General features: G+C 53.4%; 19 protein-coding genes. All 19 read right to left on the bottom strand.

The window, feature by feature from the left end:
* Window positions 1-57 precede the first annotated feature (57 nt).
* The 19 genes from CLV60_RS06300 to CLV60_RS06210 all read right to left on the bottom strand — a co-directional run bounded on the left by CLV60_RS06300 (window position 58) and on the right by CLV60_RS06210 (window position 22,005).
* On the bottom strand, window positions 58-1,779 hold the full coding sequence (locus CLV60_RS06300; RefSeq protein WP_106594542.1) for a RagB/SusD family nutrient uptake outer membrane protein: 1,722 nt from the start codon (window positions 1,777-1,779) through the stop codon (window positions 58-60).
* Window positions 1,780-1,793: 14 nt separating this feature from the next.
* The gene (locus CLV60_RS06295) at window positions 1,794-5,222 is read right to left on the bottom strand and encodes a SusC/RagA family TonB-linked outer membrane protein (RefSeq protein WP_229210838.1); all 3,429 of its coding nucleotides are present in this window, start codon (window positions 5,220-5,222) and stop codon (window positions 1,794-1,796) included.
* Between the two features lie 232 nt (window positions 5,223-5,454).
* Window positions 5,455-6,501: a FecR family protein gene (locus CLV60_RS06290; protein ID WP_106594540.1), complete on the bottom strand. Its 1,047-nt coding sequence runs from the start codon at window positions 6,499-6,501 to the stop codon at window positions 5,455-5,457.
* Between the two features lie 163 nt (window positions 6,502-6,664).
* Window positions 6,665-7,246 (bottom strand): RNA polymerase sigma factor, encoded by a 582-nt coding sequence (locus tag CLV60_RS06285; protein ID WP_106594539.1) that lies wholly within the window; start codon window positions 7,244-7,246, stop codon window positions 6,665-6,667.
* 104 nt (window positions 7,247-7,350) lie between these two features.
* Window positions 7,351-8,145, bottom strand: coding sequence for an SDR family NAD(P)-dependent oxidoreductase (locus CLV60_RS06280; protein WP_211302201.1), 795 nt, complete (start codon window positions 8,143-8,145; stop codon window positions 7,351-7,353).
* Between the two features lie 3 nt (window positions 8,146-8,148).
* Window positions 8,149-9,084 carry an aldo/keto reductase gene (locus CLV60_RS06275; RefSeq protein WP_106594538.1) on the bottom strand — a complete coding sequence of 312 codons (936 nt, stop codon included), beginning with the start codon at window positions 9,082-9,084 and terminating at the stop codon, window positions 8,149-8,151.
* A 6-nt stretch (window positions 9,085-9,090) separates the two neighbouring features.
* The gene (locus tag CLV60_RS06270; RefSeq protein WP_146151523.1) at window positions 9,091-10,146 is read right to left on the bottom strand and encodes a hypothetical protein; all 1,056 of its coding nucleotides are present in this window, start codon (window positions 10,144-10,146) and stop codon (window positions 9,091-9,093) included.
* An 8-nt stretch (window positions 10,147-10,154) separates the two neighbouring features.
* Window positions 10,155-10,988: an SMP-30/gluconolactonase/LRE family protein gene (locus tag CLV60_RS06265; RefSeq protein WP_106594536.1), complete on the bottom strand. Its 834-nt coding sequence runs from the start codon at window positions 10,986-10,988 to the stop codon at window positions 10,155-10,157.
* A gap of 6 nt (window positions 10,989-10,994) precedes the next feature.
* Window positions 10,995-12,509, bottom strand: coding sequence for a M81 family metallopeptidase (locus tag CLV60_RS06260; protein WP_211302200.1), 1,515 nt, complete (start codon window positions 12,507-12,509; stop codon window positions 10,995-10,997).
* 6 nt (window positions 12,510-12,515) lie between these two features.
* Window positions 12,516-12,896 (bottom strand): RidA family protein, encoded by a 381-nt coding sequence (locus CLV60_RS06255; protein ID WP_106594534.1) that lies wholly within the window; start codon window positions 12,894-12,896, stop codon window positions 12,516-12,518.
* On the bottom strand, window positions 12,893-13,537 hold the full coding sequence (locus CLV60_RS06250; protein WP_106594533.1) for an RraA family protein: 645 nt from the start codon (window positions 13,535-13,537) through the stop codon (window positions 12,893-12,895). Before CLV60_RS06250 ends, CLV60_RS06255 begins: the two co-directional genes overlap by 4 nt.
* Window positions 13,534-14,799 carry an MFS transporter gene (locus CLV60_RS06245; RefSeq protein ID WP_106594532.1) on the bottom strand — a complete coding sequence of 422 codons (1,266 nt, stop codon included), beginning with the start codon at window positions 14,797-14,799 and terminating at the stop codon, window positions 13,534-13,536. The genes CLV60_RS06250 and CLV60_RS06245 overlap by 4 nt, the downstream gene beginning before the upstream one ends.
* A 54-nt stretch (window positions 14,800-14,853) precedes the next feature.
* Window positions 14,854-15,753: a dihydrodipicolinate synthase family protein gene (locus CLV60_RS06240; RefSeq protein ID WP_106594531.1), complete on the bottom strand. Its 900-nt coding sequence runs from the start codon at window positions 15,751-15,753 to the stop codon at window positions 14,854-14,856.
* Window positions 15,746-16,837 (bottom strand): PLP-dependent lyase/thiolase, encoded by a 1,092-nt coding sequence (locus tag CLV60_RS06235; RefSeq protein WP_106594530.1) that lies wholly within the window; start codon window positions 16,835-16,837, stop codon window positions 15,746-15,748. Before CLV60_RS06235 ends, CLV60_RS06240 begins: the two co-directional genes overlap by 8 nt.
* Window positions 16,834-17,649, bottom strand: a complete 816-nt coding sequence (locus CLV60_RS06230; protein WP_106594529.1) for an SDR family NAD(P)-dependent oxidoreductase — start codon at window positions 17,647-17,649, stop codon at window positions 16,834-16,836. Before CLV60_RS06230 ends, CLV60_RS06235 begins: the two co-directional genes overlap by 4 nt.
* Window positions 17,642-18,610: a succinylglutamate desuccinylase/aspartoacylase family protein gene (locus CLV60_RS06225; RefSeq protein WP_211302199.1), complete on the bottom strand. Its 969-nt coding sequence runs from the start codon at window positions 18,608-18,610 to the stop codon at window positions 17,642-17,644. Before CLV60_RS06225 ends, CLV60_RS06230 begins: the two co-directional genes overlap by 8 nt.
* Window positions 18,558-19,364 carry an SGNH/GDSL hydrolase family protein gene (locus tag CLV60_RS06220; RefSeq protein WP_106594527.1) on the bottom strand — a complete coding sequence of 269 codons (807 nt, stop codon included), beginning with the start codon at window positions 19,362-19,364 and terminating at the stop codon, window positions 18,558-18,560. Before CLV60_RS06220 ends, CLV60_RS06225 begins: the two co-directional genes overlap by 53 nt.
* A gap of 8 nt (window positions 19,365-19,372) precedes the next feature.
* Window positions 19,373-20,491 carry a sialidase family protein gene (locus CLV60_RS06215; protein WP_106594526.1) on the bottom strand — a complete coding sequence of 373 codons (1,119 nt, stop codon included), beginning with the start codon at window positions 20,489-20,491 and terminating at the stop codon, window positions 19,373-19,375.
* A gap of 32 nt (window positions 20,492-20,523) precedes the next feature.
* Window positions 20,524-22,005 carry a RagB/SusD family nutrient uptake outer membrane protein gene (locus CLV60_RS06210; protein ID WP_106594525.1) on the bottom strand — a complete coding sequence of 494 codons (1,482 nt, stop codon included), beginning with the start codon at window positions 22,003-22,005 and terminating at the stop codon, window positions 20,524-20,526.
* Window positions 22,006-22,023: the final 18 nt, after the last annotated feature.

Genomic DNA, 22,023 nt, shown 5'->3' with positions numbered 1-22,023 from the left:
AATAGCCCGAACCGAAATCCGGGCTATTTTTAAAACAATCCAAATGAATACCGGTAACTACCGCTGCCAGCCCGGGTTTTGTTCCCAAATCACGTCCTTGTTAGTGTCCAGGATGGTTTGAGGAATAGGCCAAAGGTTGTAATTAAAAGTCAGCGTAGCCTTAGCCTCGGGCCAGTAAGCGTATTTTTTGATACGGTCTACGGCAATGGTTCCGCCCATCCGGAGCAATGTGTTCCATCTTGCCTCTTCATAAATCAGTTCACGCGCCCGTTCGTCGAGAATCAGGTTGAAACTGTCGTCCATATCGGCCGCGGTCACTTTGTAGGTGGCCTTGGCGCGTTCCCTCAGCAGATTGACATCCGCTGCGGCTCCCGCTTTGTCGCCTGTACGCTGTTTGGCTTCTGCCCGCAAAAGAATCGTTTCGGAGAGGCGGATAAAGTAATCATCCCGGAACAGGTTGCTCATGTTTTCCCCGTCGGCAAGACCAGTATATTTGTCCGTCGCGATTTTGCAGGAAACAGGGTATACCAGGCTGGTATTGTTCAGGTTGGTCGTGGCATCCCCGCTTCCATTGTACAGCACTTCCCAGGGTACAGGTTTCTTGAAATAAGGTGACGTGCTCACATTCCCGTAGAACACCCGGCGGAACACGATTTCCGAATTCCGAAGATCCGCTCCAAATTTATCCGCGTACACACCGTCCCTTACGTACATGGTAGGGATGATCTGCGCAATACCGCGGCCGCCCACATCTTCCAGTGTGCCGGTCAGGTGATCTTTCGCACCATCGCGAAAAACCGGGCCATAGGTACGGGAATAGGGCAATTTGGACCGGCCGTCCTCCGCGCGGTAGGCCGCGTAGTCAACCTGCAACGCCCAAACGCATTCCCTGTTCCCATCCTGGTAATTCACGTTTTTCTCCTGAAACAGGTCCCAATACACATTACCCTGTGCCTCTGTGCTTCTCGACCCAAACCTTGAGGTCATCAGGCCGTAGGTTCCTCCATCGATAACCTTGCCGGCGTAAGCGATCGACTGCGCAAAAGCGGCCTGACCTTCCGCAGACTTACCGTCCGCGACGAGCTGAGTGCCCATTGCCAGGTACAACTCCGCCAGGTAATGCTGTGCAGCGCCTTTCACGACACGTCCCCCGCTCACCGTGGTTTCGGGTAAATCCTTTTCAGCTTCGAGAAGGTCGTTAATAGCGAACTGATAGGTTTCCACACGGGTGGCTCTTTCGAAATTGTACTGCGGAGCTTTGGAAACCTTGGTAACAATGGACACGCCGCCAAAAAGCTCGGCCAGGTTGCGGTAGCCATATGCCCTGAAAAATTTCGCCTGTGCTACGATGTACGCCTTTTCTGCCGGCGACGAAAACGATATATGCGGAAGCTCCGCGGCTTCCAAAGCAAGGTTCGCCTTCGAGATCAGCTGATAGTAGGTGCTGTAAATGTTGTAAAACGTGTTGTTATCCGCGTTGATCAACCCGTAGTTGTTGAAAGTAGAACCTTTGCGGATACTGGCCACATCGTACATATCGGTACCATTGCCGCGCAAAACAAAAATCCAGCCCTCCTCCGCGGGATTTGCCCATAAATCCCTCACCTGGGCGTAGGCGCCCACCAGCACCTGATCTACCTGCGCGGAAGTGGAAAACGCATTATCGACTGTATAAAAAGTGGTTGGATTCTCCTTCAAAAAACCGTCATTGTCGCAGCTGGTGAGGTTAACCAGCAGCATCAACGCCCAAAAGGATTTTCTGGAAAGTATATTTTTCATGTGGATTGGTGTTTTTAGAAACTGATATTAGCGCCAATGGAATACGAAGTCGGGACGGGGAAAGTATTGTCGCGCACGGTAGTACCTGTTTCGGGATCGCCCCCCTCCCATTTGGTGAAGGTGGCCAGGTTCCTGGCACTCACAAACAGCTTGGCCGAATTCATACGTATTTTCGAGATCCATTCGGGTTTCAGGCGATACGAAAGCGTCACGTCCTGTACACGCACAAAGGCACGCGACTGCAAGCCCAGAAAGCGGCCGTCACCGGTGAAATAGGCCGATGGATATACATTGCTGGGGTTTTCCGGTGTCCAGTACGGCTTGGAGGTCATGTTATCATTGAATCTGCCTGTACCCGCCGTCATATATGCCTGCTGGTTGCTTCTCAGAAACCGGTTGCCTCCGCCGAATGTACCCGTCAGCATGACGTACAGTTCGAAGTTTTTGTATGTCAGGGTATTGCTCATATTCAGCCTGAAATTTTCCTGCGCATAGCCGAGCACCTTCCTGTCCGCAGGCGTGATTCCGGCCTGCCCGTCGATATCCTTGTACTTCGGAGCCCCCGGAGCCGCGCCCGTTTGCGCAATGTACTCCGCGTCGCCCACCTGAACGATCCCGATCTGCTCATAGCCGAAAATGGTACCCAGCGGCTGTCCTATGAAGAGGTTGTTGGCAATGTCATCATCCTCCCTGCCGTCGCCGTCATTGTCTTCTCCGTAGAGCTTCGCCAGCTTATTCCTGTTTTGCCAGAAAGTCAAAGATGTATTCCAGCTGAGGTCCCTGCTTTTGAGGTTCACCGATCGTACCGTGATCTCCACGCCCCGGTTGTTCACCTGTCCCATGGAAGTCCGGATTGTTTTGAAACCGGTCATTACAGGAATATTGCGGACAAAAATCTGATCGGTGGTTTTGCCGTAATACACATCCAGATCCAAAAACAGGCGGTTATTCAACCAGGCCGACTCGAATCCGGCGTTCCAGGAAGTTGTCGTTTCCCATCCCAGGCCAGCATTACCCAATGCATCCTGGTACAGCCCGTAGTTGATTATGCCCGGCGTATTCGAAAACTCATACCTCGATCCGCCGCTTGCCGCATTGGCAATGGTGGATAATGTAGCAAAAGGAGCGACGCCCTGGTTACCGTTCTGTCCGTAGGAGAATTTAACTTTCAGATTGTTCAGCGGGGCAAAGCTTTTGAGAAACTCCTCACTGCTTATCTTCCACGCAACACCCGCTGCGAGGAAATTAGCCCACTTGTTATTGGCCCCAAACACACTCGCACCGTCGCGGCGGTAGGAACCCGTCAGGAAATACTTGTCATCAAAAGCGTAGCTGGCGCGGGCCAGGTAGCCAATGTTCGAGCGCTCGTTTGCATCCTGATTAACCCGCTGCACCGTCGCTTTGTGCAATCCCCACATCCCGAGGGTGGTGTTGCCGTTAGCCGCAAAGTTGTTGCCCGACGAGGCAACCAGCTGGTATTGCTGATGGTCGCGCGTGGCAACCAGCGTCACATCGATACCGTGTTTTCCGAATGCGTTTTTGTAATTGATAATGTTGTCAAAAACATAGCTTTTGGTACCATAAGTATTGATTACGCCATTTGCATTGGTCAGAAAGCCCTGGACCGTAGACGGCAGGTAACGATTAGGTCCTTCTCCCTCCTGCACATAATAGCGCTCATTCGTAAAATTCCCGGATTCGTTGCTGGTAGTGTTGTAAAGGAGGTTAACCCGGTATGTCAGCCCTTCTACCCAGGGAACGGATACCACTGCATTGGAATTGAGACGGTAGTTAAGCCGCACATCCTGATTGCTCCTGGTACCGTCATTAACGCCCCAAAGCGGGTTGATCGCGGACTGCGTGTACGGATATTTTTCAAGATTACCGGCCTCATCCCGGTACATCACACCATAAGGCGACATCGTCTGTGCCTCATTGATATTAGCCGCAAAGCGTGTTTCCGGCTGTGCCGAGTTCCGGTTGCTGCTCCTTTGCAATAGAGGATCCGTGCCGGTGTAGGTCCTTTTGGAATATCCCGCATCGACCCCCACTTCAAGCCAGTCGGTGATATTGGTTTTCACTTTTCCCGAAAGAGAAATCCGGTCGAAACCATCGCCGATAACGATGCCCTTATTTTTATCATAAGCCGTTGACATATAGTAGCTCACACGCTCGCTGGCGCCTGACACCGCCGCCTGGTAGGTTTGGATTACCCCTGTCTGCGTAACCTGATCCAGCCAGTTGGTTTCTCTTCCGGCGGCCAGATTCGCCAGCTCGCCGGGTTTCATCCAGTTGGTCGAACCTTCCGCATATTTGTTCCTGGCATTCACTACTTTGATCCACTCCTCGCCTCTCATCATTTCGGGCCTGTTCTGCCAGGTTTGAAAACCCGTCGAAGAGTTTAATGTAATCACAGGTTTACCCACTTTTCCCCTTTTGGTAGTAATCGCAATGACGCCGTTCGCCGAGCGGGAACCGTAGGCCGCAGCCGATGTGGCGTCTTTCAGCACGTCAAAAGAAGCGATGTCATTGGGATTAATATCGGCCAGATTGCCGAGAAAAACGACTCCGTCCAGTACGATCAGCGGGTCGTTGGAACCATTGATCGAATTCTGCCCGCGGACGTCCACACTGGGCTGCCCGCCGGCGGTATTCGATGCGCCGATGTTAAGCCCCGGCAGGCTTCCTTTCAATGCTTCGAGCGCGTTCATATTGGGCATCAGCGCAATAGACGAGCCCTCCATTTTCAACGAGCTCACCGATCCCGTAAAATCCTGACGCTTAACGGTACCATACCCGATCACGACTACCTCTTCCAGGGCTTTGGTATCAGGTTTCAGTTCAATCTGCAGGGATGTCTGAGCGCCCGGCTGTATCTCTTGCGCAATGTAGCCTACGAAGGAAAAAACCAGGGTGACATTGTTGTCGGGAATGGATAAGGAAAATTTCCCTTCCACATCCGTGGACGTGCCGGACGTGGTTCCCTTAACGGTAATGCTGACACCCGGAAGCGGTTCGCCCGTATTGTCTTTAACCACACCGGTCAAAACGCGGTCAGCGACCCGGGTCATTGCCATCACCGGACTGATCGGGGCCATTTCAGGAAAGTCCGAGAGCGTGCGGTCCACCTTTTTAAGCACGATCTTGTTTCTGATTTGCTTATAAGAAATATGGTCGGGCTGAAACATTTTTTCAAGCACTTCACTCAACTGCTTGTCTTCCATATGAAGTGTAATCTTACGGTCGGCCGGAAGTAACTGTACACTATATACGAACTTCACATCCACATTTTTTTCCAGGATCGCCAGCACCTCCCGGATCGCCTTCTGCTCCACTTTAACGGATACTTTCTGCGAAAGGAGTTGCTGCGCTTCCGATGTGTAGGCATGCCCGTACGCGGTAGCGATCAGCATCAGCACGATTTGTAAAGTTGACGCCTTCATAATTGTCCACAAGGGATTTATGATCTTTTGTTTTTTTTTCATTGCTTTGTAGGTGATAGATCTCTTAACACGATGATTTACAACTCCCAAGCGCTCGTTTCCAGACGAACGCTACGATTATTTCCAGTAATCGGGGCGGGAGAAGCCGAAGCATGTTTCCAGCATCTTCGGCTTTTTATTTTGAGGGTAATCTGCTTACTGCATAGGTTTATAGGGTTTACGGTTTACAATCTTATTTAGTCGCCTCGCAGCCCTGGCCCGAAAGGGCAACGGTGTCGCCTACCAACTGGTATTCTGCACTGATGCTCTCACAAAGAATTTCCAGCTGCGAGAAAAGTGTCTTTTCCTGCGACAAGTCTGCATTGATGATACAATTGCGTAGTTTTTCATTGGCGATTACAATCCTTACGCCGTAGGCGTTTTCCAAGACCGACACGATCTCCGGCAATGATTTTTCCGCATAGTTAAAATCAAATCTATGGGGCTGCTCCGTCTTGGTTTGGATCAACGTGGGCGTTTCGACCAGACCGGTGACCAGCTTTTCTTCCTCGTTGAAAAAAGTGACCTTTTTATTCTGCGTCAATATCACCTTATCACCTTCCATCGTGCTTTCCTGAGGGTCCTCGGCTTTCCGTACCTCGACCACACCCGTCATCACTGCTACCTCAATGCTTTCGGTTTTAGCATTCTCGCGTATAGTGAAACTGGTACCGAGCACTTTTGTGACGATGTTGTTGGCATGCACGAAGAACGGCCGGGAAGAATCGTGAGCGATTTCAAAAAACACATTTCCTTTCAGAAATACGTTTCGCTCGTGCCGCTCAAACCGAACCGGATAATACAATGTAGCTCCCGGCTCCAACACAACCTTGCTTCCATCCGACAATGTAAATGCCATGCTGCCGGATCCGGAATTCTGAATGCGGCGCATATTTTCCAACACTTCATTCTTCACACCCGATATCACCTCTCCTCCCCGTACGAATGTCCGGTAGGAAAAGAAACCGGCCACCAGCAGCACGCAGGCTGCGGCCAGTTTGAAGTAAAGCCGTCGCACGCTGCGGCGGGATATTTCCTGCCTGTCCGATGCTTCCATCCGGCTCTCCATAGCCGCCCACATTACCTTCCCAGCCTGATCTTCACTGAGCCGGTTTTGATTTTCATCCGAATGGTCGATCGATTCATACCAGATATCCATGATCCTCTTTTCCTTGGGATCAAGTTCATTGCGCTGGTAGCGCTCCAGTAGTTTAAGAAAACCTCGTAAATTTTTGATCATCACGTGATGGATATGCGTCCCTGGTAACAGCCCATGGGAGCTTTCGTGATGTAAGTCGATCAAAGATTGAACGACCGCAAATGGTTTTAAATATTCTTTGAAAATTTATATAATACCCACCAAATTGCTTGAAAATTATTGGATTTGTAACGATCACACGACCTTACCACCAGGTCCAAAATGTGAGCATAAGAAGCAGAATGTAGTCTTTCAGGTTTGACCGCAATGCTTTCAGCCCCTGGCTGATGTGGTATTCCACGGTCCGAAGCGGGATATTGAGAAGTGTCGAAATCTCGTCCGAGCTCGTATGCTGAATCCGGCTGAGCTCGAAAATTTTCCTGGTTTTCTCGGGGAGTTTATCAATGCATTCCAGGACAGAGCGGGTCAGCTCGTTAAATGCCAGCGTCTCTTCCGTACTGGACGATTGGTCCAGATTGCCGAGCTGGGCAAACTGCATATAACGTTTACGATGAAATTCCTTCTTAAAATGGTCCAGCACTTTGTATTTAATGGCGGAGCACAAGTATCGTTCGAGATCGGTGATTTCTACCTCCCCGCGCCTGACCCACAAGTCCAAAAAAACGTCCTGGACAAGCTCCATGGCATTTTCCTGCGTCCGGACTTTGCTGAGCGCAATTCTATACAATTTAGGATGGTAACGGTTGTAGATTTCTTCGAAACCAGCCTTATCTCCCTGCACTAAAAGCTGCACTAATCGGATGTCATCGCTAACTATCGGCTGCATTCGTCGCCAGTATCATAGAATAAATCCTAAAGAGCATTCTAAACGGATCTTTTACTCACTAACGGACACATATTAAAGCGTATCAACTTTGCATTACGAGACCGCTACCAGCTCGTCCAGCCGCCATCGACCAGCAGGTTCTGCCCGGTTATGAATGCCGACGCGTCCGAGGCCATAAATACGACCGGGCCTTTGATATCCGCGTCATCGGCGAACCGCCCCAACGGGGTAAGTCTTTTGTAATTTTCAATGAACTCCTCCTTCCCTTCCAGCTGGGCAACCCCGGGCCCGTACCCACCCGGACTAATGCAGTTGGCCCGGATGTTGTACCGGCCGTAAAAATTGGCCAGCCATTTGGTGAAACCCACCATGCCCCATTTGTCGTAGGTATAGTTGACCGGACTTGTCATCCCCGTCTCTCCATAAACCGGGAAATGCGGCCCTACCGCTCCCTGGATCGATCCTATGTTGATGATGCTTCCCCCGCCCGCTGCCTTCATCGGCCCGATAACAGCCCGGGTCATCAACATGAGCCCGGTAGCATTGACGCGCTGGGCTGCTTCCCAGCCTTCAATTTCGATTTCTTCCAGGTTTTGAAAACCCTGCCTCGAAACAGCGTTATTGACAAGAATATCGATGCGTCCGAACATGGCCATCACCGCTTCAACAAGTGCCCGGATGGAAGATTCATCTTCCAGGTCTACCGACATGGCTGTGGCAAGCAGCCCCCGGGCCGACAACCCGGACGCTAAATGCTCGCATGTGCTGACGTTGCGCGAGGCGATGACCACCTGAGCGCCAGCCTCCGCCAAAGCTGTGGATATGGGTGTCCCAAAAAAGCCGGCTCCTCCCGTGACGATCGCCACTTTGTCGGTCAAGCTAAATAACTGGTTCATCATTGATTAAATTTTCCATCTTCCCGGCGTAAGGATTTCGTCGGGGACAGCTGTAAATACTTTGATAAATTCATCCCGAAGCGCCGGGGGAATCTCCGGGGCATCAAGCAATCTCACATTCTCGGCCAGTTGTGCCGAAGTAACCGCCCCTATGACGACACTATCGATCCCCGGCAGGTCTCTGACGTAAGCAAAGGCCATTCCCGCTACATCGAGGTGGTATTCGCTGGCGAATGCATGAAGCTGCCTCAAAAACGGTATGGCTGGTTTAAGGTTACCACTGATTTGCCCGGGATCCATGAAAAACAGCCCTTGCAGGAAGACACTGCGCGCAAAAACCAGCTTCCGCGCTCCTGCAAGGCGTTGCAATGCCCCCGAAACGACCAGCCGCTGATCGAAGATATTGACCGGCACCTGCACCGCTTCAACAAGGGGCTCCGACAGGCAAAAAGCAACGTCCACCGGTTCATACACGGACACTCCGCCAATATCGATCAACCCCTGTTCCCTGAGCCTCGAAATGATTTCAGGCAGTACGCCCGCCACTGTTTCCATGGGTTCCTCTCCCTTGTGCAGCAGGCATACAGGCAGTTTACTGATTCCCAGGCATTCAATGGACGCCCTGACACTGGCTTCTACCGATTTCCAGGCCCGCTCCAATGAACCGGCTTCTTGAGGCGCAATCTTAAACTTGGAAACCATATTCAGGCCTTTTCCCATATGGCCTTCTAAAAAGCGGCCCAGGAGCGCCTCGGAAGCCCCATACTGCCGTGCGGTATCGAAAGTGGTAATCCCTGCACCCGCCGCCATATGTAGCATATCCAATGCATCCTGGTCGTTGGGCATACCTTGCGAATTGGATATCCCGTAGGGCATCCCCAGCTGCACGGTTCCCAACGTAAGCTGGGAAAAGCGGTATCCTTTGAATGTGATTGTTTTCATAAGGTGTTAATTAACTCCCGTAATGGCGGGCGTTCTGATGCCGGGTTTGATCTCTCCGCTAATATAAAGCCACTGGTTTTGCCAATGCACCACCGGCAATGTCACACGGGCCGGAAAACGCTGCTGCCGGCCCACAAACTCCCAGGAATCCGTGTGGGGGAAGTAATACAACAGGTCGTTGGTAATCCCCGGATGCGAGGAGGGTGTCTTATGTTGTGCCGTCACGGCATCTACGCCGCCCCAGAACAAAAATCGGTCGCCCTTTACCACCGGCAGCACCGCGCCACCCGCCGACATGCCCCTTGGCATCGCTGCCAGTTTTTCCCAATGCGCACTTCGCCGTCCGGCCAAATACTGAATGCTCAGCCGGTAGCCGTCCTGGTGAATCAGCCTGTACGAATTACCCTTGGAATTGATCGCGGTCGTCTCGCCGCTGAACATATAAAACGCCCCGTCGAATATCGCGCAAACAGGGAAAACACGTCCGGGACCTGGCCATGCTTCCATTTCAGTCCAGCCTGATTGAACATCCTTCAAATCCAGCACCAAACATTTAGTAAGTCCTGCGCCTATGGGCGAAACATTTCCCCCGACCACAATCAGAAGGTCTTCGAGCACCGCACCGGACATATTAGCCAGCGGAAAGGGCAGCGCAGGATAGTGATGCCGCGCAAGCGCGTGCCCGTCCCATTCATAGCCGATTACCCGGCTCAAATGTTCACGCGCATTGCTGCCACCGACCAGAATTACTTTATCCTGATAGGAAACCGAAACGCCATAGCCGGCGGCGGTTTCCATTGTTTGGGGCAGCTTTCTCCATTTACCGCCCTGTTCGAGCAGATAAATCCCGTCATACCATTTCTTGACACCTCCTTCCCAGGGATACCCGTCGGGAAAATTCGCACCACCCAGACACAGGAGCGCGCCGTGGCTTACGCCCGCATACATGCCTGCAAACCCGCGTTCATCAGGCAAATCGGGGAATGTCTTCCATTCCAATGCGGTTTGTGCAACAGCCGCTTCAACTACCATCATCATCACTATAATTAAAAAATATTTCATAAAATCATTCATATCACATCGACGGTCATCATCAGTACAGCTCCCGGACCGGGCTCAGCGTACCCACCGGTGATCAAAACGGTTTTCCGATGCGGTTGGTCGGAAACAAAGCACAGGTTGCTGGTAAGGGGTAATTTGGTATCCAGGCTGGCCAGCAATGTGCCTTCAGGCGAAAATACCTGAATAGCCTGCATGCCGTAATGGGCTACCCAAACACGCCCCTGTGCATCGGTTGCCAGTCCGTCCGGCAGGTTATCAGCGGGCCTGCCGGATCGATGCCCGGGCAACACGGCCCAGACAAATACCGACGGGCCCGGCTTCCCATTCAGCGAAATAGCCAGTATCCTGTTCCGATAACTCTCCGCGACATAGAGCAGCGATTCGTCCGGCGACAGCGCCAATCCGTTCGGATAGTCTACGCCGGCGGCAATGCATTCCCCCGACCCGTCTTTTCCCACTTTGAAAACCCTGCCGCTGTCGCGTACCGAATCGGTAAAAAACACATTTCCGTCACGGTCTTCGATCAGGTCGTTCGGGCAATAAACAGTATGCCCGGCGTATTGCTTGTTTAACAGCGCTCCCGTTCGATTGCCTTCACGATCAAACTGCACAATGCTACCCGCCCCACTGTCGCACACCAGATGCGTCCCCCCTGAGGTGATCAGCTGACCATTCGGACAACCGGCTTCGGCCCATCTTACCGGGGCTTCGCCCGGCCGCATGTGCAGGAGCTGGCCACCGCTCAATGTGGTAAAAAAACAATTGCCCGCATCATCCGCACAGGGGCCCTCCGTGTAAAAAGGCAGATCCAGAAGTTTTACTATGGTGCTTTGCAGGTTCATAAACGGTCAAACAGATTCTTCAAAAGGGAACAGAGGTACTTTTCGGTTCTGGTATGTAAATAGGGTCATATCGGCTTGGGTCACTCCGGGCGTATCGACCTGAATAATCGACGGGCAAACATCGCTGTAAGCAGCAATGGGCGCGTTGACCCCTTTGGCTACAATCCCCCGGAAGCCACGCGGATCCAGTCCAAAAGCCGTGAGCTGCCGCAGACTGTACGGTGGCGTGCGCCTCGTCGTAAGCATGACCGTATTGCCGCTCGGGGTACGGACCACCGCCGTAGCGCCCATATCATAATGAACAAACCCTCCGTGCCGCGGCGTATCCTCCGTGAAGCGGCCATCTTGTAACGCAAGCACCTCCACGCTCGTTTGAAAACCGTTTTTCCCGCCAAGAAAAAGAGGAACAACTGCCCCGGCGCTCACGTCCTGGCATTTTTCCACGCTTTCCGGATCGTACAGGCAAACAAAAAAGCCTGACAATCCGCCTGCTTCAAGTTGTTCGAGAATCAAAGTGCTGTTGCCCGGCGCTCCGCCTCCGATGTTGTCGCCCATATCCAGCAGCAGTACCGGTTGCAGGTGATTTACCAAGTCATCGAGCACTGCATCAATGCCCGATTTCTTCCCATTGAATGCCCGCTTGCGGTCCAGTAAAAAGGCTGAAAGTATAGATCCAGCTTCCTCCGCCTGGCCGACCGCAGCCAGTGACTGATTGCGGTCCGCGATCACGATGAACCCCGACCCCATTTCATGTACATCCGCATAGGGAAAGCCAAGCAGTACGCTCACCGAAACCAGAGCCATACGCTGTTCCAGCTCTTGCGCAAGCGCATAAAGCCCCAGGCAAGGCTGATTTGAAGTAAACTGCTGCTCGATACTAATGGCTACGGGCGGTTTGACGAGCAGCTGCACAGGCGAAATCTCACCGCGCAAGGTATTCACCAGCAGCCGGGCAGCCGCAATACCGGTCTGTTTCTGATCAATATGCGGATTGGTAGCATAGGCGATCAGGCCATCGGTGGCATCGGCCATCGCCTGGCTTACATTGGCATGCGGGTCCAGCGTGCCGATGATCGGTACATCAATTCCCAACTTCTGTCTCAGCAGCAACAACCAATGCCCGTCCATATCCAGGCACCCCTCGGCCACACCGGCACCATGCGGCGCGACCAAGCAGGCATCCAATGGCCCCGCCTGGTCCAGAAGCTGCATCATACGATCCAGCAATGCCAGGTAGCAATCTCTCGTGATCAGTCCTCCCGGCGTGGCCATCGCATAAAATACCGGCACCAGTTCCATATCCGGAGCGCTGTCTATCACCTCGATCAGCCCGCTGATCTCATGGTTGGCTCCCTGATACTCGTCTCTGATCTGGCTTGCTTCCAGCCAATATCCATTCCGAAAATCAGCGAGGGTCGTTGCGGATTCGATAAATGTGTTGGTCTCATGGTAGATTCCCAGCAATCCCACACGCCGGGGTGCGCCCTGCAAACCAGACATCGGTGGTGTTAATTCAGCCATGCCGGACTATTTACCTAAATGAATGACCGCGTCGACTTCGAATTTGAGCAGATCCCCGAGACATCCAATCAGCGTTGTACGTGCAGGAAACGGCTCCCGGAAGTATTCCCGGTAAATGGCATTGAAACTGGCCAGATCCTGCTGGCGACCAACGTAATTCCTGACCTGCACGGCATCGTCCAGTGTTGCCCCGGCGGCCTCGACGATCCTTTTCAGATTATCAAACGACCTGCGGCATTCGCCCTCGAAAGTGTCGTCGACAATCTGGCCCTGATCGTCGACGCTCGCTTGTCCGGACACAAAAAGATATTCACCCGATACGATTCCGGGAGAAAAAGGTAAATGGCTCTGCGGGACCGGGCCGGTCACAACATGTTTTGTTTTCATAATACACCGAATTTCTGATATGCCTCCGCCGCCTTCATGCCGTTCCTGATCGCATCGCGAGTGACGTTCTCCGCCGAAACCTTTTCGAGTGCTGCGGCCAGCACCTGTGCTTCCACCTGCTGCGGTACTACCACAATACCATCCTGGTCGGCCATGACCAGATCGCCGGGCGCAAATTTCACCCCGTCGATTTCCACAACCACATCCAGGTCCACCACCTTTTGACGGTTCTGGCTGTCATAGGGGTTTTTACCGGTCGCAAATACAGGAAATCCCATCGCAGTCATTTTATCGATGTCACGCACCGAACCATGCACCAATACTCCCACACAGCCCGCATTGCTTGCTGCGGTAGAAAGCAGCTCGCCCCAGATACCCGACCGGTTGGAGCCGCCCGCCGCGCAGATCAGCAAATCGCCGGGCTGGCATGAATCGACCGCCTTCAATTCGAGCTCATAAGGGTTGGGATCCTGATGGTACATATCCACCCAAAGCGTGGTCTTGCAGCGGCCCATCAGCTTATTGGTACCCGTGTAGGCGAAAAAAGGCGTTCGGGTAGCCTGTTGGGTAAACCCCAGCTGATCGAGCACGTCAGCAAGCACGGCCACATATAATTTGTCTTTTAGTTCTTCAATATTCATTTTTCTATTTGATTTAATACCTGATTCTCAACAGGCTCCGTCCTGATATATCTTAAAACCACCACGCAGACCAGCATCAAGCCTGCCGCAACTTTGAACATGGCAGAAAGCGCCACATCCGCGTCACGGAGCATCCCTCCCGCGTAAATCCCCAAACCGCCGACAATGCAGCTGAACATATTGAGAATACCATATGCCGTGGCCCGGTAGCGCGCATCGACGATCATGCTCAGAATGGGCATCATGTTCGCATCCGTGAACGTGCGTGTGAGCGCATACAACATGAAACAGCCGATTGCCACAGACAGTACCGCCGTATTACTGGCCAGAAAGATCGCGGGCGCTCCGATCAGCAAACCGTAGAGGGGTACCAGCACCCGCGCGCGGGGATTATGCCTGCTCCACCGGTCGGCCAGAAAACCACCCAGCAGTACACCCGCCAGCGATGCGCTATGAAAATACCCCGTCGAATACACCCCTGCCATACTCTGCGACAGGGCAAAATGCTCCTTAAAATACGTCGGCAGCCATGCCACCACCAGCCAGCCGACAATGCTGATCAATCCCCAGTACAGGATCGCAAACAGGTAGGAACGTGTCCTGAGCAGCTTGCGTATTGCTCCCGCAAAACCCCCGGGTTTATTGATATCCCCGCTTGATTTTTGAATGGCTGATTGAGAATCACGCAGCGTAAGTGCCAGCACCATGGCATACACGATGCCGAAACCTCCGAATACCTTGAATGCGAAATTCCAGGAGTGGTTTTCGGCAAGCCATCCGCCGATAAAGCCCAGGCTCTGCCCAAACATTACGCCGCCCATGTGGATACCCGTGGCCAGCGATTTGGTCTTTTCCGGGTGGTAGTCCATGATCAGGGCCAGGGCAGCCGGAATGTAACATGCCTCGCTGATGCCCATCAATGCCCTGGTAGCGAGCAGTTGCTCGAAGGTGACCGCATGCGAGGTGAGCCAGGTTACGAGTGACCACACCAGCAAGCTGATGATAATCACTTTGCTGCGGCTGAAACGATCGGCCAAAAAACCCGCGACGGGGCTAAGCAGTCCGTAAACCCAAAGGAAGACGGAAGTTAGCAACCCGAACTGCGTCTCCGACATCGGAATCGCAGCCACAATGGAACTGCGCATGGTGGTAATCATCATCCTGTCGAGGTAGTTGAGACAGCCCACCAGGCAGAGCATTACAACCACCAGCCAGGCATACAAGGCCGGCCGGCCTTCCGAAAAGGGTTTTGCGATCTTCATGAACCGTGGGTTTTGCAGGATATTTTGGTAAAATCAGGCGGTGCCGCCGCTTAATTAGCTGACAGGCGTATAGAAATTCTCTATTTCTTCCATCATGGCGATAATCTGCTCATCCGTCCAGGGAAGTTGCTTGGCCAGCAATGGCGGCTTGGGTTCTCCAATGACGATGTTATAGCGTAAATACATTGCACGGTTAAAAAAGGACCAGATAACCGGAATGATCGTCTCGATAAACTTCTGGAAAGTAAGCATATACTCCATGGCATGCATTGTTTCTCCTGCCAGGAACGATTCTCTGATGAATTTACAGGTCGGGCCAAACAGGTTGTAACTCGTGCCGATCGCCCCCACAGTACCGCAAAGCGCCGCCTGGCACATCAGCTCATCGGCCCCGCTAAATAGCTTCCATTGCTCCCCTGCCCTATTTTTAATCGTACTGATCTCCAACATCTTGTCGGTTGTCAGTTTCATCCCATGGACCTGCGGCAAGGTCAGAAGCCGGTCGATCACCTGCATATTGGCTGCATTGCCGATCTGGTAAGGGAAAAAAGGTACGTCGGTAGCCTGCGCGATGCGCCGGTAATGCTCAAAGGCCATGTCGGCCGAAGCGCCATAATAGATCGGGCCAACAGCCGAAATACCGTCGGCGCCATGTTCGGCGGCGTGCCGTGCCAGACGTATGGATTCTTCCGTATTAAGGGCTCCAACCTGTACCATTACCGGAATACGTTTTGCGGCAATTTCCAGCGTCAGCCGGGTAATCTGCTTACGCTCCTCTTCTGAAAAAAGGAAGCCCTGGCCCGTCGAGCCCAGCAAATACAACCCGTCCACCTTTTGGGCGATCAGCAGTTCGATGAGCTTTTCGAGCTCTTTGGGATTTAGGCTTCCATCGGGGTTTACCGGTGTAAAAAGCGCCGGCCACAGGCCCTGAAAAATAGAACTTTGCTCACGCATAATCTTGATTAAAAAGAGTTTGAATTGTTTTTATCCATTGATGTGACGGCATTGCGTCGGTCGGAGGGAGTTGAAAACGCTGGTCCACCGCGTTCATATCTTTAAAACCGCTGCCGGTAACGAGGCACACTACCGGGCGGCTTTTATCCAGTTCATTTCGCCGAAGGGCATTTTCCAGCCCTGCCAATGCTACCGCACCGGCAGGCTCGCAAAAAATACCTTCTTTTTGCGCCAGCGCTCTTTGCCAGCCAAACACCTGCTCGTCGCTGACGCTGTACCCATTGCCGCCCGACCGCCGGCAATGCCCGATCACCGCATCGCCGTCGATCACGCTCGCTACCTGCAACCCGCTGACCGCCGTGGTGGACGCATTCACCGGAACAGCCGCAACGTCGCCGTTTCGCAGCGCGCTCACGATCGTATCATTCCCCCCGGGCTGAACGCAATGGACTGTAAAATCGGCTCCGGACTGCGCTGCTCCGCGGCATACCGCCAATGAGAGGCCTCCGCCGCCGGCCGGTGCAAAAATCTGCACACCGCTCGGTAGCACCTCTGCTATTTCGGCGGCAATCGTTTCCACGCCCCTCATGGCCGACGGGCAATACCGGTACGCACTAATCGGAAGCGGAAGGTTATGCGAATCGCAAAGCGCTTCCAGCTGATCGAAAACAAAGGTGGTAGTCTGCGGATCCTTGCCAAAGTCTTTCACCATGATCACCTCCGCCCCATAAAGCTGCATTTGCCGTACCTTCTGCACCGGCGCTCCGTCCACCGCGACGATCACACAACGAATGCCCGCCGCCGCGCAATAGGCGCTCAGCGCTGCGCCGGTATTTCCGCTGGACGTGGCAATGCAAATTTTCTGTCCGCGCATATGCATTTCCGAAACAAGCACTGCTGCAAAGCGGTCCTTGTACGAACCGGTCGGATTCAGGTTTTCCAGTTTGAAATACAGTGCATCCAGGCCCAGCGCGGCTGCTATACTTCGTGAACGCACCAATGGGGTCTCGGCCTCACCGAGCAAAATCCGGTATTCTGCCGCCACCTGCGGCAATAGTGAAGAATGTCTCCAGATATTTTTCAAAACTGATCAGGGAATTGATTTCTTTTAACACTGTACCCGCTGAAATTATGTTTGAAGCCGCCGTCGATAACCAATGTGGTCCCGGTAATGTAGGAGGCTCCTTCCGAGCTCAGCCAGCATATTGCCGAAGCGATTTCCTCCGGGCCCGCCCCTCTTCCAAGCGGTACGTTGTCATTTACCGCGTCGATCAGGCGTGCGCTTACATTATCTCCGTCAGCATCCCGGTAGTCGCGGCTCAATGCGGTCTCTACATAACCCGGGCTCACGCCTACCACCCTGATCCCGCTGCGCCCGTAGGTGACCGCCAGCTCGGCCGTCAGGCTGTCGAGTGCGCCCTTCGAGGCAATGTAGGCCGGGGAAGTGCCGGCAGGCCGGTCGGCCATCATACTCGACACATTCACAATCACAGCCGGGCGCTTCAATGCCTCCATCCGCGCCGCTACCGCCCGTGAAAGGAAAGCCGGTGCCGTCAGGCAAATGCGCAGGGTTTTCTCCCAAGTCTCAACCGGGATTGTCCGCATGGTTTCGATCGCCCGCCAGGCTGCATTGTTGACCAGGACATCGACAGTTCCCCATTTTGCAAAAGCGTTGCCTATCAGTTCATCCCAAAAACCGGTTTCTGCCAAATCGCCCGGCAGGGATAAAACCTGCTGATAATGCCCTGCTTTCAACTCCTCTTCCAATGCCGACAATTGCGATGGGCCTGTGTCGGTTAACACCAGCTTGCAGCCCACCGAGGCAAATGCCCAGGCTGTGGCGCGGCCAATGCCTCCGGTAGCACCGGTAATCAATACCACATGGTCTCTATTCATAAATCGTATGTTTTCCTTTTTGCGTAATGGGCAGAATGCCCCCCAGTGCGTCGCCGGATTGCACTTTCACGATTGCCCTTTTGAGAAAAACCATTCCCCCGAGCTCCGCATAAACCGAATGGCTGACGCCCGACACCGGATCAAAAATGCGTCCGAAACATTGGCCAGCGCTAACCATTTCCCCCAATGCTACCTGGGTCATCAGGATACCTTCTGCGGGCGAAGGCATTTTTCCCTGAAGATAACCGCTGTCGGGGCGGTGATCTTCCAACCAATAGGACTCAGACGACTTGATTGCCTCTCCGGTAATCATCCCCAAAAACCTGAGCATATTGATCACCCCGGCCACATAGGTATCGACCACTTCCCGGCGAAAACCGGCCCCGCCGCCGAATTCCAGGTACACGGCCGGAACATTTGCATCTCTTGCGACCGATAAGGTCCGCCCCTGCGGCCGGCAATCGGTGCCCCAAATCACCGGCACATCGAAGCAGCGTGCCATTTGCCGCTGTACATCCAGAACAGCCTCATTGGGATGAAGCATATATCCTGCCAACGGGTGGATTTCGTAGGTCAAACCGCCGGTGTGCATATCCACATAGTAATCGGCCTGTTTTATCATCGAACTGATCCGGGCCGCATAGGCCTCGGAAACCGACCCACCAAGGTCACCCGGGCAAATCCGGGCCAGATCCAGCCCATCACTGCCTTGCCGCGTCCCATGCCCATAGGCGTCGGGATTTACAACTTTGACGATCGTGACCTGGCCGTGTGTAAGCATCTCAGGCAAAGTTGCCGCAAGCTCCGCCGCCGCAACCATGGGCTCGTATTCGTCGCCATGCACGCCTGCGGAAATCAGCACGGCGGGGCCCCGCTGCGTCGCGGTAATGACGCTGGTTTGTTCGTTCTCAGTGTTCTCCTTCATAATAGGCTCCTCCGCAAGTGGGTTGGGCTGGGTCAAAAATGTTCAGCGTTTTAAATAGCGCTGCAGCAAGCTGCTGGTGCCCGCGTTGGTTGGGATGCAGCGGATCGTTCAGCCACTCACGGTACACTGTCTCAGCAGTCCGGTTCTGCATCTCGGTATTCCATCCGGCGTCATGATCCACCAGGATTGTATTTTCCGCACCGGCCACTTTTCTGATCACCGTTACGTATTCGGGGAGGGACGCACGCTCGGGAGCTTTACCGGCGATAATCGGGTTGGGCGTATGCAGGATCGGCACGGCATTCATCGCCCTGATCTGCGCCACGATGGACCGCAGGTTAGCTTCAAAATCCGCCAGAGTTACCTGATTGCGTGCGCAGTCATTCGTTCCCAGCATCGCCGATACCACCCCGGGTCTGAATTGCCCCACACGCCAATCCATGTCATTCAGCATGTGCCGGGTAGTGTGTCCGCTCATTCCCGTGTTGACCACAATGTCGCCTACCCGTGCCAGCTCCCACCGGAGCCGCTCCGCGAAAATTTCGGGATAACTCCGATGCCCGTGGGTATGCTTGGCTCCCTGGGTAATGCTGTCTCCGGCAAAAACCCAGGTGCTGCGTGTCTTGCCGCTCAGCAAAGCCGCAATCTTTTCCAGATCCCCTTCTGCCGAGCCTGCTTTCCTGCCCGCAGTTACATTCGCGGTTGCCCATGCGGGCAGCACTCCCGCGAGCGTACCTGCCAGCGCACGCAGCAGAAAAGATCTCCGTGACCGACGATGACGCTCTTTCATGTGACCGCTTATTGGTACAGCCATTTTTGCGAAAACCGCTTCACGTTCGTTACCGACAGATGCGTCTTTTTTGCCTGGCTTCCCGCGCAATACCCCAGCAGCACGTCATTTTTCGTAAAATGAATCGCGATGTAACAGTACCAGCCATCCGGGTCGGTTTCGATGTTCCGGGTGTTGATCCAGGTTTTACCGTCGTCTTTGGAAATGGCCACGGTCAGCGGCGTGCGTTTGTCTTTGGTTTGGGGCTGGCTGCCGTCGTTGTTATTCCAAACCAGCAGCAGATCGGACGTACCCGGAATTCTTTTAATAGAAGCCGGCGACAATGGCGAAGCAATGTTACTCGGCTCGATGTGCGACCAGCTGGCTCCCTTGTCCGACGAATAGGACAATTGCTGCACACCACCGCTGGCGCGAATGAACATCATAATCCGGCCGTCTTTCAATTCGATCAAGCCTGGCTCCTGAGTGATGATTTGAGAATTGTTAGGGATGGCCGAAGACGACTTCCAACTGGCACCCTGGTCGTCGGAATAGTAGCTGTACAGCGTGGCCTGGTTCTGCCATTTGCCATCCACAGCCCGATGCAGCGCAACAGCCATCATCAGCCGGCCATCCGACAACTGGATCACCCGACTGTTGTTCAGCACGAAATACCCTTTCTTGTCGGTAATGCAGGGCACCGGCTCACTCCACGTCTTGCCTTCGTCGGCTGAGGTCCGCATCTGAGGGATACAGTCGGTTTCCGAATTCTTTTTCAGGTAAAACAGGGCTATCTTCCCATTTTTCAACCGGAGCAGGGATACCGACATCACGTTCATATCCCCTTCCTGCTTCACGATCAATCTATCAGCAGTTGTCCATGTTTTACCACCGTCGCGGGACAGTCTTCCAGCCAGGTAGGCAGGCGCGTGATCGCTCGTGGAAATGCCTGTATAGCGGCTATATATAAAAAGGATATCGCCGTTTTTGAGTGTGATAAAATCCCCTTCACTGTTTCGCGGATTGTCCGGACCGGGATTGAGCTGCAATGCAAGCTGCGGCCCGCCGGCTGGCAGCTTTTGAGCGTGTGTACAAATACCGGACGCGACAAGCAGCGAGAGAAAAGCAGTAAGGATTAGATGTTTCATGAGGTTAAGAGTTTAATTCAGTAATGATCTGATCAGTAGCCCGGGTTTTGTTTAACCTGGGGTTCGAGGCTCAATGTAGCCTCTGAAATCGGGAAAAGCAGCAGATAATCCTTGCCTGCGCGGTCCTTCAATGAGGGTATTTTTTCGAATGCTTTTCCAAAACGCACCAGGTCCCACCACCTTTTTCCTTCAAAAACGAGTTCGAAAAGACGCTCCTGAAGAATGGCTTCGTCGTTGGCCTGCTTGCTGCCGCTTACGAATACATGCTGCTTATACGCTGCGCCGTAGGCCCGCTCCCGCACCTTGTTGATTTCGGCGGAAGCGTCCTGCCCCAGCGCATTTTTTGCCTCCGCTTTCATTAGTAGTACATCCGCATACCGATACAGGATCACATCATCCAGGAACAGCCTAATGCCGGAGTTGACAAAACCATTGAACTTCACAGCAAGCGACCCGACGAACTTTTGGGTACCTGACGCAGCAGTGTATACTTCAATAAAAGAAGCATTCTTCCGGGTATCGTCCGCTGTAAACTGGCTCCGGATCGTTGCAGACGGCGCCCAGTAATTCTGCCCTGCCGGGAGACCGATCGCCGCTTTGGTGGCCGCATCCAGGTCGGACGGTAAGAATGCCTGCGGGAAGTACATCAGGCTGTAATGGTTGTCGGTCACTTCGATATCCTTGAAACGCACCGCCATCAGAATCTCCTTGTTGCCTTTGTTGGTATAGTCGAAAACGTCCTCGAATTTGGGCAGGAGACTCACATCCGCTTTCTCAGCCTCGGTAATGGCGGCCAGCGCGATGTTAAAATCGGCCTCGCCGCCGCCGAGTCTTTTGGCAGTCCAGAGAAACACATCCGCTTTCAGGGCATTCAGAGCGGGTTTCGACCAGAACTGCCGTCCCTGCGCCAGGGCATTGGATTCACCAAAAAGCTGGGCGGCCTTGGCGATGTCCTCCTTGACAAAAGAGAAAATCCCGGCTACCGGTGTGCGGGGTTTTTGAATGGTGGCCGGGTCGTAGCCCTCGGTCGGTTCGGTCACCAATGGCAAGTCTCCCCAGGTTTTGGCCATGGTGAAGTAGGTGTATGCCCGCATGGTGTACGCCTGGGCGAGGATATTGTTTTTACTAGCCTCGGAAGTAAAGGTGATTTGCGGCACATATTTCAGGATCAGGTTGGCCTGATGAACAATGTAATACATCCCTAGCCAGTTAGGTCCCGCCGTGGTCACATCCAGGCTGTTGTCGTGATACCGCTCCCGGCCGCCCGAACCCTGCACGCCCAGGCCCATTACCTCGCTCCGGCCTTCGCCCCACAGGTACAGGTTTTCCGATGCCTGTCTTCTTAGAAGCACGTACAGGCCGTTTAAAGCGCCATTCGCGTCGTTTTCCGATTTCCAGTAAGAGGCCTCCGTGATCACGCTCACCGGCGCGACATCGAGGTTATCGGTGCAGGACTGATTTACCCCGGCACAGAAGAATGCCAGGCAGGTCAGCATTTTATATTTTGTCTTCATCTGAATCGTCGTGATGGT

The organism is Dyadobacter jiangsuensis (genome assembly GCF_003014695.1).
In the GTDB taxonomy this organism is placed as follows: Bacteria; Bacteroidota; Bacteroidia; order Cytophagales; family Spirosomataceae; genus Dyadobacter; species Dyadobacter jiangsuensis.
This window is presented reverse-complemented; position numbering and strand designations above follow the sequence as displayed.